The organism is Acinetobacter sp. NIPH 1852, from assembly GCF_022549455.1.
GTDB lineage: Bacteria > Pseudomonadota > Gammaproteobacteria > Pseudomonadales > Moraxellaceae > Acinetobacter.
Map to the genome: position 1 here is coordinate 99,347 of NZ_JAKZGG010000001.1, position 13,445 is coordinate 112,791.

Genomic DNA, 13,445 nt, shown 5'->3' on the forward strand with positions numbered 1-13,445 from the left:
ATGCCATTAAAGAGAATCAATCTCAATTTACAAAAAAAGGCGCTGAAAACAGCGCCTTTGCTTTGCTTAAATGATTAAGCTTCTTTCTTTTGTTGTTCGCGTAAACGAATACCCAAATCACGCAATTGATTTGCTTCAACTGGTGCAGGTGCTTGAGTCAATGGACATTCAGCCGTTTTGGTTTTCGGGAATGCAATCACATCACGAATCGAAGATGCGCCTGTCATTAACATCACCAGACGATCTAAACCAAATGCTAAACCGCCATGTGGAGGTGCGCCATAACGTAATGCATTAAGCAAGAAGCTGAATTTTTCTTCTGCTTCTTCATCAGAAATACCTAAAGCTTCAAAGATCGCTTTTTGCATTTCTAAGTTATAAATACGCAATGAACCACCACCGACTTCAGTACCGTTGAGCACCATGTCGTAAGCAACCGAAAGTGCAGCACCTGGGTTGTTCTTCACTTCTTCAACACTTGATTTTGGTAGTGTGAATGGGTGGTGAACCGAGGTCCATTTACCATCATCCGTTTCTTCAAACATTGGGAAGTCTACAACCCAAAGTGGAGCCCACTCACAAGTGGAAAGATTCAAGTCATGACCGATTTTGACACGAAGAGCGCCCATCGCGTCATTGACGACTTTCGCTTTATCTGCACCAAAGAATACGATATCGCCATCTTGAGCGCCGACACGTTCTAACAGTTCAAGTACGATTGGCTCGATGAATTTAACGATCGGAGATTGAAGACCTTCAATACCTTTTGCCAATTCATTGACTTTGATATATGCCAAACCTTTCGCGCCGTAGATGCCGACGAATTTGGTATATTCATCAATCGCACTACGGGGTAATGATGCTGCGCCTGGAACACGTAAAGCAACGATACGACCTTTAGGGTCTTTAGCAGGCCCCGCGAACACTTTGAACTCAACTTCTTGCATCAGATCAGCAACATCGATGAGTTTCAACGGAATACGCATATCAGGTTTGTCAGATGCATAATCACGCATTGCATCCGCATAAGTCATACGTTGGAATTTATCGAATTTAACACCAAGAAGTTCATCGAACATCTTCACTGTTAAGACTTCCATCAAATCCATGATGTCATCGTCACTCATGAACGATGTTTCAACGTCGATTTGGGTAAATTCAGGCTGGCGATCAGCACGCAAGTCTTCATCACGGAAGCATTTAGCGATTTGGTAGTAACGATCAATACCACCGACCATCAGTAATTGTTTAAACAATTGTGGTGATTGTGGCAGAGCGTAAAAGCTACCATTTGAAACACGGCTAGGAACGAGGTAGTCACGCGCACCTTCTGGTGTTGCACGAGTGAGAATCGGTGTCTCAACGTCCAAGAAACCATTGTCTTCGAAATAATTACGAATTAAGTTGGTTAATTTAGAACGGAAACGCAGACGGTCTAACATTTCTGGACGACGAATATCCAAGAAACGATATTTCAAACGAATTTCTTCAGAAATATTGGTATTTTCATCATTCAAAGGGAAAGGCGGCGTTTCTGAAGCAGCAAGTACTTCAATATCTTTGCCTAAAACTTCAATTTGACCACTCACCATATTGGCATTTTCAGTGCCTTCATAGCGGCGACGAACGCGACCAGTAATTTTTAAAACAAATTCTGAACGTGCTTTATCCGCAGTTGCAAAAGCTTCTGGGGTATCTGGATCAATGACCACTTGCACGAGACCATCGCGGTCGCGCATATCAAGGAAAATCACACCGCCATGGTCACGGCGACGATGAACCCAACCACATAAAGTTACGGTTTGATCGATTTGGGCTTCAGTTAAAGAGCCACAGTAATGAGTGCGCATCATATTGAATTATTTATCCAAACTATATTGGCTGTAAAGGTGAATGCGTAAACAGCGCAGCACCAATGAAGAGGGAGATTATGCCTTGTTGAGCGGATTGTCTCAAGTCTTAAGCGGGTTTATTGGCACTTCACAAATGCTGAGGTGATTTTCGATCGAAAAATAACAATAATAAGCAAGACAGTGTGAAGATCGTTAGTCCTGTTTGAGTAAATTCATTGATTGATTTACCAATGAAAAAGTAAGGCTCTTTCATCCAAATCTCGGATGCGATATGACGATTATAATCCCAAAGTGATAACAGTCCGCCAATGCTTGAAATGATCAAGCTGCTCCATACAAAAACTTTAAACTCTTTTGGAATAATCGTGTCTTGTTTATGTTTTTGGAAATAGCTCAGACACATCCAAAAAATAAAGGGCAGTGCAATAATGGATGAACCAATCTGTAAAACGAAATGTAATGGATAGTTAAAGCCAAACAATGAGATTTGCTGAGCAAGCATTGTTTTAAATGCAAAAGTACGGAAATCTAAATGGGTGAGTCCATCCCAAATCAGATGTGTTGCAGTTCCCACGATAACCGCAAAACAACTCATCAAACTAAAGGCAATAAAACGGTCAAATGAGTGGATATGTAAAGGATCTTGGATCGCGAACAGACGGTAGATCACTGGACGATAAAGTAAATACCACAGGATGCAAAAGAATAGGCCAATTGGAAGATTTGGAAATAAAATGCCGCTCCATTGGTGGGTCAGTGCAATATTTCCTTGTGTAAATAAACGATAAAGATCTGGTGTCATACAGCCGATCGCTAAAGCTGCGATGGGCAAATGACCTTTACTGATTTTTGATAATGGTGGCGCAAGAACTGCATGAGACAGGGTAAAAGGCATATCGTTAGAAAACGAGTTTTTTAAAATCATGGAGCGACAGTGTAGCAAATGTTTTTTTCAGCTATGTTTTTTATTGCAAATTAAGTGAAATGTTATAGTATAACAATTAATATTTGAGCTGATCCGAGACACGGTATGTCATTTTCAAAAAGTATTCTGACTTTATCTATATTAGCTGCTGCATCAGTTTCATCATTTGCAGCAGAAAATGAGCAAGTTAAAACATTAGAAACAATACGAATTAAAGCGCATCCGCTTGAGCAAACTTCACAGGACTTTGCGGTTGCAGATACGGTGGTTGATCAAAAAACTTTAGCGCAAGGTGCAGTTACCATTGGGGATGCATTAGCCAACGAAGTTGGTATTTATTCTAACCAGTTTGGTGCTGGTTCAAGCCGTCCTGTGATTCGTGGACAAGACGGTGCACGTGTTAAAGTGTTGCAAAACTCCTCTGAAAATATTGACGTTTCAACCCTTTCACCTGACCATGCTGTGACTGTCGATCCAGCATTGGCTTCGCAGGTTGAAGTGATTCGCGGGCCATCAACATTATTATTTGGCGCTGGTACTGTCGGTGGTTTGGTCAATGTAACGGACAACAAAATCCCAACCCAAATGCCAGAAAAGGGTTATGAAGGCAATGTGGGTCTACGTTTCAACACGGGCAGTGATGAAAAACTAGCAAGTGCTGGTGTAACTGTCGGTATAGGTGACCAAGTTGCCTTGCGTGTTGAAGGACTCAAGCGCGAAGCAAATGATTATATCGCTCCTAATTACTTCCATGAGGGCGAAAAGGAACGTCGAGTCGACAATACTTTTGCGGAAGGTCAAACGGTAAATGTCGGTTTGTCTTGGATCTATGATCGTGGTTTTACTGGTATTTCATATAGTAACCGTCAAGATAAATATGGTTTGCCTGGACACAGCCATGAATATGAAAGTTGTGATGCGCACCTAACGGGACGACCTCACTTACATTGTGGCGATCATGATCATGGACATGGCGGTCATGATGACCACGACCACGACCACGACCACGAACATGCACATGGCGGACCATGGATTGACCTAAAGTCTGAGCGTTATGACTTCCGTACAGAATTAGACGACCCATTTGCAGGCTTTAAAAAGATGCGTGCGCAAGCAAGCTATACCGACTATCGCCATGATGAACTTGAAGAAGATACCATCACAACCCGATTTAAAAATAAAGGTTATGATGGGCGTTTTGAGCTGGTTCATAATCCGCTCGGTGCATGGGAAGGGGTGATTGGAACGCAATACAGTCAGCAAAAACTCACATTAACAGGCGAAGAAGCGTTCTTGGCACCAAATACCACCAAGAAATGGAGTGTATTTGCTTTAGAACATGCACAATTCAATGATGTTCATGTTGAACTTGCAGCACGTGCGGATAAACAAAAGATTGATATTGATGATTCAAGTAAGAAAGATTTTGATGGCTCAGCTTATTCATTCTCTGGTGCAGCCAACTGGGAATTTGCCCCAGATTACAAGCTGTCTTTTGTTGCCTCTCATCAACAACGTTTGCCAATGGCACAAGAGTTGTACGCAAATGGCAAACACTTTGCGACCAATACCTATGAATTGGGTAATGATCAGTTGAAGAAAGAAAAATCAAACAATCTAGAACTTGGTTTCCATTATGACAATAACAAGTTTGATTACCATGTACACGTCTACCATAACTGGTTTGATGACTACATCTTTGCACAAACTTTAGATCGTTACGAAGATTTCCGTTTGGTTGAATATACGCAAGATAAAGCGCGTTTCTACGGTGCAGAAGCTGAAGCAGGCTATCAAATCTCACCAATCTATAAAGTCAGCTTATTCGGCGACTATGTACGCGGCAAGATCGACAATGAAAATGCACCACGTGTACCCGCTGGTCGTGTCGGAACTAAAGTAAAAGCTGATTTTGGTGATGGATACAGCGGTTTGGCTGAGTACTATCATGTATTCCAGCAAAATAAGATTGCAGCATATGAAACAGATACCCAAAGTTATAATATGTTGAATCTTGGTGTGGCGTATTCAGGTCAATATAGTAATGCTGGGGATTATCGTGTCTTCCTAAATGCCAATAACGTTTTGGATGAAAAGGTGTATCAACATGCTTCATTCTTATCGACGATTCCACAAGTTGGGCGTAACTTTACTGTAGGTGTGAACTTTAGCTTCTAAGCTTAAGTAAAATTGATTATAAAACTTTGATTTTATAAACGATCACCAAATTAGCATTGAAAAATCAAAGCATAAGCTCTAGCCTTAACTCATTAGGCTAGGGCTTTTTCTGTTTATATGCGTATCTTCCAACGAATCCATCAAAAATTAAACTGGTCAGGTCGGCGTTACATGGCAGTCATATTGAGTATTTTGGTGATTGGGTATCTTGCTTCTGCAATTTACCATACCGTAAAACCACTTCCGAAAGGATTGGATTTTACTGGTCAACTACGGCATGCCAATGTGAAGTTCTTAGCTGATCAGACCTATCTAGATGCTCAGGGTCAGCAGCAAGTTGATCAGCAGATTTTTAAAGCAGTGTTTCAGTTGATTGAAGATGCCAGAAGCACCATTGTTTTGGATATGTTTCTTTTTAATCAAGAAGTTGGCGCATCCAAAATCAAGCAGATTCCATTGATGCAACAGTTGACTGACGCCTTGATTGCCAAGCGCCATGAAAATCCATTGATACAAATTGTGGTGATTACTGATCCCATTAATTCAGTGTACGGTGGTCTTGCTCCAAAGCATTATGAACAACTCCGTCAAGCTCACATTGAAGTCATTGAAACCGATTTAAAACCATTACGTGCATCGAATCCGCTGTGGTCGGGGTTTTGGTATATCTGTTGTCAAGATGTCGGCAATAATCCTGAAAAAGGCTGGCTTAAAAATCCATTTGGTGAGCAGAAAATCACGCTGCGCAGTTATCTCGCATTGTTTAATTTTAAAGCCAATCACCGTAAAACCTTGGTAGTGGATACTGAGGCAGGTTGGAAAAGTCTAGTGACTTCGGCGAATCCACATGATGGAAGTTCGCATCATAGCAATGTCGCTTTGGTGGTCGATGGTGCTACAGCAATTGATATGCTGCAAACTGAACAGGCGGTTGCGCAAATGTCGCAAGGGGGCAGCCCAATTGTGATCATGGGTGAGCTAACGGAAGATAAAAGCTTGCCCCAAGTTCAGGTGCTGACTGAAAAAGCAATTTATGATGCAGTATTGGAAATGATAAACACCGCTAAACAAGATGAACATTTGGATATCGCGATGTTCTATTTGTCTGAACGGAAGATTATTTCAGCATTAAAGCAAGCGAAACAGCGTGGTGTCCGCATCCGTATGGTGCTTGATCCGAATAAAGATGCATTTGGTCGTCAAAAAAATGGTATGCCAAATCGACAAGTGGCTTCTGAACTCAATGCAGTTGGTATTCCAATTCGCTGGTGTGATACGCATGGTGAGCAATGCCACAGTAAAATGCTGTTGAAATACAATCCCCAACAAGCTGAGTTGATATTAGGTTCTGCAAACCTAACGGCACGCAATCTGAAAAACTATAATCTTGAAACCAATATGCGTGTGATTGGTTCAGCTCAAGCGTCTGTGTTTAAGGATGCTGGACAGTATTTTGATTCTTCTTGGAACAATGCCAATGGTCGTCAAGTGACGCTTGACTATAAAAAGTATGCTGATGATTCGAAATCGAAATATTGGCTGTATCGCTTTATGGAATGGTCAGGGTTATCGACTTTTTAGAGAAAAGAGGCATATTGCCTCTTTTTTTAGTTATAGGCTGATTGTTTTATGTCTAATTTCTATGATTATTTTAGATGTACTGATTTCATCGAGTAAATTATTGATAGTGCGTGTGTTACCTTCGTCAAGATTTGCATCCCACTCATCTAGAAGGATAATTTTTTCATCTATATTCCTTATTTTATTTAAGATGAAAAGCATTTTTTGCCCTGTTGATAACTCATTCATATGCTCTCCCCATAGAATATTATGATTTGATGTCGGGATTAAAACAGAGTCATTTGGAAGTCTGTCTTTTATATAAGCCAATAGTGTCGATTTTCCAGACCCATTTGCTCCAGTTATTGTGAACCTTCCAGAATTTTCCACTTTAATTTTTAATAAGAAGTTATCATAGTTATTGATTTCTATTTGATTTATTTTTGTCTTTTTGTCTTTTTGTATTTTGGGGGGGGAGAAGTCTTTAAATGAAAAAAGAACAGATAGGCGTGCATGAAGAGATGGGAACTCTATACAGGCATGTAGTAACGAGTTTAATGAGCTTAGAATAGTAAATATACGAGTCATGTTAACAATAATAGCTGCGATTACAATACCCTGAGTCTGTTGGTTAATAATTAACTGTAGGATTAAATAAGATGTTGGTAGTAAAGCAGCGCAAGCAATAATTAAGTTTATAAGTTGTTTTGTTGCTTGTAATCTTAGTGCGGAGTTATAGTAATTGTTCGATATTGGATTGAATTCTTTTAGCCATAAATCCTTGTTTATCTTGTTTTTTAAGCTAAAGTTATCCCATAGCTTTAATAGGGTTGATCCATATTCAATAAAACTTATCTCTGATTTTTTTGATAAGTGGTATATTTTTTTGTGTGTGATTAATATGATTATAAAGCTTAATACTACACTTGCTATGTAACCTAGAGATAATTCCTTTGGAAGTAGATAACTAATAACTAATAAGCTAAATATACTATTTAGTAGTAGTGTAGCGAAATCGTGAATGAAGTATAGATATGAATTAATAGTGGAGAAAGAATTTCTTGATGAGATTGAATCTATTACTTCCTTTTTATCATGTGCATCAAGTTTTATAGGGGTATATATATCTAAGCTTATTAGCTTTTCTATATATCTTTTATGAACTGAATTCATCCATTTTTGCAAGCAAACGTAGGAGAGAAGTCCTGGTAAGTAGGGGAATAACATACAAAATAGATAAAGGATTAAATCACTATAAATAGGTTCTTGTGCTTGAAAGTGATTGATAAGTTGAGTCAAGAAATAGATGGATAGAGCAATAATAGCTTGGTGGATTATAATTAAAAAGAATGTTATAGCTGAAAATTTATCAAGAAATATAAGTTTTGAAGTATCTCTAATCATAGATTTTTTCCATTATTAAATATTAATTAGTATGGATTTAGAATTATTTAATAAATCAATTGCTCTACTTGTAATTAAGTTGTTGATATTCTCATTTTTAAGAAAAATATTTTCTAAAGAATTTATGGATATAATAGTTTGCTCTTTGAGTAGTTTTGTTGGTGGGTGGACTTTTGGTTTGTTTGGATGACCTATAATTTTATCTCTTAATAAAAGGATTTCAGTTGAGACAATAATGCTGTGTAACACCTTATCGATTGGTCTAGGTTTTTTTAAAATTGCAGACATTGCCCAATTTTCTTTGAGTAATATTTTCTCGTAATTGTAGTGTAGGTGATTATGCTCATCAATAAACATGCAATTGTGGGTCATTTCATGAATAAGAAACTCGACTATATCTATAGTTGGATGAGAAATTTTTGGATTTGCCCAAACTAAGCCGATACATTCAGAAGATGAACCACCTGAGGCAATATTTGAGGGCATAATAAATATATCTGTAATTAGTATGTTGAGTAAAGCATAATGGTCTTCTGAAATTTCTCTTAACTTTTCAATTGCATTTTCTATTTTTATCTTCTTCTCTTTTAATAAATGATCTTCAATAGGAATTATTACATTTTTCTGATTTAGATCATCTAAATCACTTTCACCAAGACCATCAAATTGCTCTTTAAGCTTCATTGTAATTTCATTTTCTATAATAACCCTGATATTTTTGCTAAAATCTATAGATCTATTTTGCTTTAAATATAAATACTTGTGATATATTTTTTTTAGCATATCAGTATTGTTGATATTTTCAATATTTAGATCAGATCTTTTAATTACTGTATAAATAATGTTGTTCAGTTGCTCATTAAGGCTGGATTGTAAAATCATAACTTCTCTCTTAATTTATTATGTTTTTTAAGGCTTTAACTTTAAAGTTAAAGCCCTTTGTAATTAATTAAGCCATATCATCATATGCAATCATTTGTAAACGAGGACCACCTCCTCCACCGTTACAAGCAGGAAGCATTGGTCCACCACAAGCTTGAATTCTGATATGTTGTATTTCATTTTTAGAGATTTGATTGACAAGGTTTGAAATTTGTTTGTCGATATTTGCTTGGTTTTTTAGCATTAGATTTTTCCTATTATTTAAGATTTACTCAATATTGAGTATTTTTATGATAATGAAAAAAGTAATAATAATCAATATCATTTGTATTTAGTGTGGTGGTTTATTTTATTTTTTAATAAATATTTGATATTTATTATTTTATTTTTGGGGTGGAGAGGTGAATAGGTGAAAAAAACTATAAAAAAGAAGTCAATTCATTGAGATAGTTTCCTCTTTGTGAGGGATTACTTTTGTTTCTATGATTAATTTGGGAGATTGCAATAATATTGTAAAACATACGCTAAGAAAGTGGTGGCGCTAACTCATCTAAATCTTTATCTGCAAGTTGCTCTAATTCACTTAGGTCTGTTTGAATTTTCCATTGTCTTACTTCGTCTACTGGATTGGGTAAACGCGCTTCTAACCAATCACAAATCACGTCTGGATTAAACTCAGGATGATTGCATTGAATTACCCAAGCCAAAAAGTCTTTTGGCTCGCCATTCATATACGGTGGGGGAGAGACTGGGAAGAATTGTGTCGGTAAACGTTCATTGGTGGATAAATAATTCAGTACATGCCCCAGTTCTTGAACCGTTTGCCAAGCGAGTGGATGTTGTACATCAATGCTAAATTTAAACCACCACGCATGTTGACCATCTGAGCCTTGCGCAACAATACGAGACTCTTGAACGCTAGGAACATGACAAAAAAACTGATAGAGACGATCAAAGTTCATTTCCGACACAGCTATTGACTCAAAACTGAAAAATGGATTCTAGCATATTCTAAAAGTGAGTTAAAAATGGCCTCCTTATTTCATCCTCAATCTGCGTTAAAAAGTATAGAAAGGTAACAGTCACTGCTGTTTTTTTGTTCTAAAATAAGACAATAATACTCAATATGGGGAGAGCGCAATGCTGCAATCTAAATATTATCATTATGCTTTGATTGGTGTGTTCAGCTGTTTCCCTATATTGCTGTATGCCGACAATGCTTGGGGTGGTTATAGTGGGGTAGAGCGTCGTTCACACCATCAAACTTCGCCGGCTTATCAAGCGCCTGCGCAAGACCCATTTGCATTTTCAAATCAGCGCTATACCCCTACAGCACCGCCGAAAGGATATTACTATCAGCCTTACCAAAACAACCATCCTTATCCTCACTATCCACAGCCGCGAGTACGGATAGAGTATTATCCAGATACTCAAACTGAGTACCGCTATAGTCGAGAGTCTTTCGTAGTTGGCAATGCCTTGCCGAGTGAGTTTCGTAGTGAGCGTTATGTGGTTCGGGATTGGGGATATTATTCATTGCGCGAACCACCAAAAGGACGACACTGGGTGATGGTTGATGGTCGTTATTTTCTGGTCACCAATGATAACTTTACCATTGAGATTATTCGGTAATGAATAGAAGTGTTGGAGATCTGCTCAGGTGATAGCTCTCCACAATTTCTTGGATATCATTACAAAGCTTTGCAATGTCCTTTGTTTTATTCATGGTTTCTCCTTGAGTTTCTTTTAATCTGAGTTCAGATCAAAACACAGAGGATCAAAGAATGAAAAAGACATTGGTATTGGTTGTTTCAGCCCTTATGCTAGGCATGTCAGCATCTGCGATGGCGGACTCATCAAATCGTTGGAAAAACGAGCATAAAGATCGTTACGATCAACGCTATGATCACCGCCAAGACCATCGTAACCCGCCACATTGGTCAAATGCCAACAAGGGGCATCATTATGGTCAACGCATTACCTTTAAACGTGGAGAGCGTTTACCATCACAGTTCCGCAGTAGCCGTTATGTCGTATCAAACTATCGCCAGCATCGCCTGTATCAACCACCGCGTGGTTATAAGTGGATGCAAGTACAAGGTCGCTATGTACTAGTCGATTCCAAATACCGTGTGTATCGTGTTGCATAAGTATGGTCAAAAATCCAAGCAGGCATTTGCCTGCTTTTTTTATGCCAGTTCATCATCTTGTGGTTTTGGTGTTTTGTTGGCAGCTAAAGCTTGTTCTTGATCTTTACCGCGAAGTACAGAAGGATAATGCCATGATGCAAAACGCACTACCAAGATAGCGCCAGCCAAGATAAAAATGGAACCAGTAATGATCACTAAATCCATGGATGCTTTATGATTATGTTGAATATCGGCAATTAGAAGGCGAGTCAGTGCAGTAATGGCGATATAAATCAGAAAGCGCACAGGCATGTGATTGGTTTTGAAATAGATACCGACCATGGCACCGAGTTCAAGATAAATAAACAGCAGTAGGATATCGTCAATCGTTGCGTATTGTTTAACCGTCAGCATTTCGATGATGGTATGCACTGCTGACCAAGCAATCATACAGCCGATAATAAACAGCGCAGTATAATGAAAAGCCTCTACCGCGTAGTGGCCTAGACGATCGAATAAGCGGTGATAGCTTGCAAGTTTATCTTTTGAGTTCGGCATAGCAATAACCACTCTCAGCATAATGATAAGAATGTTATGCAAGTTCTGTGCTGCTTTTATGAAAAGCGGATATAAAAAAACTGCCTAAACCAAATGATTTAGGCAGTTTTGATTAGCTTAGTAAAAATTAAGCTTGATTGGTGAAGTAATCTTCACTGAAGTTCATCAGTAAGTCAGAACCTGCTTCAACTTTCTTAATGCGTGAATCTAACTCAGGCAAGATACGCGTTACAAAGTATTGCGCTAAGGCAAGTTTGTTTTGGTAGAAATCACCAGACTTGTCTTTAGCCGCCGCAGCAATCTTAGCGAACATATAAGCAAAGCTGAGTAAGCCAACCGCATGCAAGTAATCAACTGCAGCAGCATTCGGGAAGTCTACATTTTCAGCCGCTTGTTCAATAATGAACTGGGTAACTGCTTCGATTTCAGTTGCAGCATCTAAGGTTGCATCTTTAATGAAGTTTAAATCAGCATCTAAGGTATTCGCAAAGTCACGGATTTCAGTGATGTATTCTGCGATGAAAGCACCACCACATTTAATGGTTTTACGACCAATTAAATCTTGTGATTGAACGCCATTGGTACCTTCGTAGATTTGAGCAATACGAAGATCACGAATACATTGTTCCATACCCCATTCACGAATATAACCGTGACCACCAAAGACCATCTGTGCATCTAAAGTCGCTTGGAATGCGGTATCCGTCAGGTATGCTTTTGCGATTGGCGTTAACAATGCAACACGGTTGTTGGCTTGCTTTACTGCTTCAGGATCAGTCGAGAACTTGGTGATATCGAGTTGTTGGCCGACATAGACCGCAAATGCACGAGAAGCTTCATTGTTAGCACGTACGTTGAGTAGCATACGACGAACATCACCATGTACTAAGATGCTGTCAGCAGGTTTGTTTGGTGATTGAGCACCGGCAGCGCTGCGACCTTGTAAACGGTCAGTCGCATATTGTGCTGCATTTTGATAGGCAAATTCAGAAGCACCAAGACCTTGGATACCCATCGATAAACGTTCGTAGTTCATCATTACGAACATCGCTGCAAGACCTTCGTTTTCTTTACCAACGAGGTAACCTTTGGCACCATCAAAGTTCATGACACACGTTGCAGATGCTTTGATCCCCATTTTGTGTTCGATAGAGCCTGGACCAACTGGGTTGCGTCCGCCTAAAGAACCATCTTCATTTACAAGGTACTTTGGTACGATGAATAAAGAAATACCGCGTGAGCCAGCAGGGGCATCAGGGGTTTTTGCAAGCACGAGGTGAATAATGTTTTCTGCTAAATCGTTATCACCGCCAGTGATGAAGATTTTAGTACCCGTAATGTTATAAGTACCGTCTTCGTTACGCTCAGCTTTAGTTTTGATAATGCCTAAATCAGTACCTGCATGTGGTTCAGTTAAGCACATGGTGCCTGACCATTCACCAGAATAGATCTTCGGTAAATAAGTTTCTTTTTGCGTTTGCGATGCATAGCTGTTTAACGCCATACCGGCACCCACAGAAAGCAGTGGGTAGAGCATGAATGAAGGGTTGGTTGCAAATAACATCTCATCAGAAAGTACAGTCAGCATTTTCGGCATTGCTTGACCGCCCCATTCTTCTTCAGCACCTAAACCAATCCAACCGCCTTCAGCGTATTGACGGAAAGCTTCTTTAAAGCCTGTAGGTGTGAATACTTCACCATTTTCCCAACGCGCGCCTTCTTCATCACCTGTGCGATTAAGCGGGTGAGTGACGTTTTGAGCAAATTTAGCCATTTCTTCTAAAATTGCTTCAGCGGTTGCAGCATCTACATGAGCAAGTTTCTCATTAGACTGCCAAAATTGTTCTGCTTTAAATACATCATTTAAGATGAATTTCATGTCTGCTAAAGGCGCGTTGTAAACTGGCATAATCGTTCCCTTATACGCACAACTTATGTGCAAAGTGATCAAATAAA

At 39.0% G+C, this 13,445-nt stretch carries 12 protein-coding genes; 4 read left to right on the plus strand and 8 right to left on the minus strand.

Features of this window, described 5'->3' with window-relative positions; translation table 11 throughout:
• Positions 1–74: 74 nt before the first annotated feature.
• Together aspS and MMO38_RS00570 are read right to left on the minus strand one after the other, a co-directional pair.
• On the minus strand, positions 75–1,853 hold the full coding sequence (gene aspS / locus MMO38_RS00565; RefSeq protein ID WP_241322050.1) for an aspartate--tRNA ligase: 1,779 nt from the start codon (positions 1,851–1,853) through the stop codon (positions 75–77).
• A gap of 127 nt (positions 1,854–1,980) precedes the next feature.
• Positions 1,981–2,748: a DUF4184 family protein gene (locus tag MMO38_RS00570; RefSeq protein ID WP_241322051.1), complete on the minus strand. Its 768-nt coding sequence runs from the start codon at positions 2,746–2,748 to the stop codon at positions 1,981–1,983.
• Between the two features lie 135 nt (positions 2,749–2,883).
• Here MMO38_RS00570 and znuD point away from each other — a divergent pair, with 135 nt between their 5' ends.
• Entirely contained in the window at positions 2,884–4,956 is a 2,073-nt protein-coding gene (gene znuD / locus MMO38_RS00575; protein ID WP_241322053.1) for a zinc piracy TonB-dependent receptor ZnuD, read from the plus strand.
• A gap of 117 nt (positions 4,957–5,073) precedes the next feature.
• Entirely contained in the window at positions 5,074–6,537 is a 1,464-nt protein-coding gene (locus MMO38_RS00580; RefSeq protein WP_241322055.1) for a phospholipase D family protein, read from the plus strand.
• Between the two features lie 30 nt (positions 6,538–6,567).
• On the opposite strand, the gene MMO38_RS00585 is transcribed toward MMO38_RS00580, so the two are convergent.
• From MMO38_RS00585 to MMO38_RS00600, 4 genes are all read right to left on the minus strand, one after another.
• Positions 6,568–7,920, minus strand: coding sequence for a hypothetical protein (locus tag MMO38_RS00585; RefSeq protein ID WP_241322056.1), 1,353 nt, complete (start codon positions 7,918–7,920; stop codon positions 6,568–6,570).
• 15 nt (positions 7,921–7,935) lie between these two features.
• Positions 7,936–8,802, minus strand: coding sequence for an HEXXH motif-containing putative peptide modification protein (locus MMO38_RS00590; protein ID WP_241322058.1), 867 nt, complete (start codon positions 8,800–8,802; stop codon positions 7,936–7,938).
• Positions 8,803–8,869: 67 nt separating this feature from the next.
• Positions 8,870–9,046 (minus strand): hypothetical protein, encoded by a 177-nt coding sequence (locus tag MMO38_RS00595; protein WP_241322059.1) that lies wholly within the window; start codon positions 9,044–9,046, stop codon positions 8,870–8,872.
• A 280-nt stretch (positions 9,047–9,326) separates the two neighbouring features.
• A complete protein-coding gene (locus MMO38_RS00600) occupies positions 9,327–9,773 on the minus strand; it encodes a hypothetical protein (protein WP_241322060.1) in 447 nt (148 codons plus the stop codon).
• Positions 9,774–9,942: 169 nt separating this feature from the next.
• Here MMO38_RS00600 and MMO38_RS00605 point away from each other — a divergent pair, with 169 nt between their 5' ends.
• The gene (locus MMO38_RS00605) at positions 9,943–10,434 is read left to right on the plus strand and encodes an RcnB family protein (protein ID WP_241322061.1); all 492 of its coding nucleotides are present in this window, start codon (positions 9,943–9,945) and stop codon (positions 10,432–10,434) included.
• Between the two features lie 152 nt (positions 10,435–10,586).
• Positions 10,587–10,952: an RcnB family protein gene (locus MMO38_RS00610; RefSeq protein WP_241322062.1), complete on the plus strand. Its 366-nt coding sequence runs from the start codon at positions 10,587–10,589 to the stop codon at positions 10,950–10,952.
• Between the two features lie 39 nt (positions 10,953–10,991).
• Here MMO38_RS00610 and MMO38_RS00615 read toward each other — a convergent pair whose 3' ends face one another.
• A complete protein-coding gene (locus MMO38_RS00615) occupies positions 10,992–11,489 on the minus strand; it encodes a phosphate-starvation-inducible PsiE family protein (RefSeq protein WP_241322064.1) in 498 nt (165 codons plus the stop codon).
• A 127-nt stretch (positions 11,490–11,616) separates the two neighbouring features.
• Positions 11,617–13,398, minus strand: coding sequence for an acyl-CoA dehydrogenase C-terminal domain-containing protein (locus tag MMO38_RS00620; RefSeq protein ID WP_241322065.1), 1,782 nt, complete (start codon positions 13,396–13,398; stop codon positions 11,617–11,619).
• Between the last annotated feature and the right edge of the window lie 47 nt (positions 13,399–13,445).

Bases quoted from the DNA above. Each gene is read 5' to 3' on its own strand.
- znuD (WP_241322053.1), top strand. From the start codon at position 2,884: ATGTCATTTTCAAAAAGTATTCTGACTTTATCTATATTAGCTGCTGCA.
- MMO38_RS00595 (WP_241322059.1), bottom strand. From the start codon at position 9,046: ATGCTAAAAAACCAAGCAAATATCGACAAACAAATTTCAAACCTTGTC.
- MMO38_RS00620 (WP_241322065.1), bottom strand. From the start codon at position 13,398: ATGCCAGTTTACAACGCGCCTTTAGCAGACATGAAATTCATCTTAAAT.
- MMO38_RS00610 (WP_241322062.1), top strand. From the start codon at position 10,587: ATGAAAAAGACATTGGTATTGGTTGTTTCAGCCCTTATGCTAGGCATG.
- MMO38_RS00585 (WP_241322056.1), bottom strand. From the start codon at position 7,920: ATGATTAGAGATACTTCAAAACTTATATTTCTTGATAAATTTTCAGCT.
- MMO38_RS00590 (WP_241322058.1), bottom strand. From the start codon at position 8,802: ATGATTTTACAATCCAGCCTTAATGAGCAACTGAACAACATTATTTAT.
- MMO38_RS00615 (WP_241322064.1), bottom strand. From the start codon at position 11,489: ATGCCGAACTCAAAAGATAAACTTGCAAGCTATCACCGCTTATTCGAT.
- MMO38_RS00605 (WP_241322061.1), top strand. From the start codon at position 9,943: ATGCTGCAATCTAAATATTATCATTATGCTTTGATTGGTGTGTTCAGC.
- aspS (WP_241322050.1), bottom strand. From the start codon at position 1,853: ATGATGCGCACTCATTACTGTGGCTCTTTAACTGAAGCCCAAATCGAT.
- MMO38_RS00570 (WP_241322051.1), bottom strand. From the start codon at position 2,748: ATGCCTTTTACCCTGTCTCATGCAGTTCTTGCGCCACCATTATCAAAA.
- MMO38_RS00580 (WP_241322055.1), top strand. From the start codon at position 5,074: ATGCGTATCTTCCAACGAATCCATCAAAAATTAAACTGGTCAGGTCGG.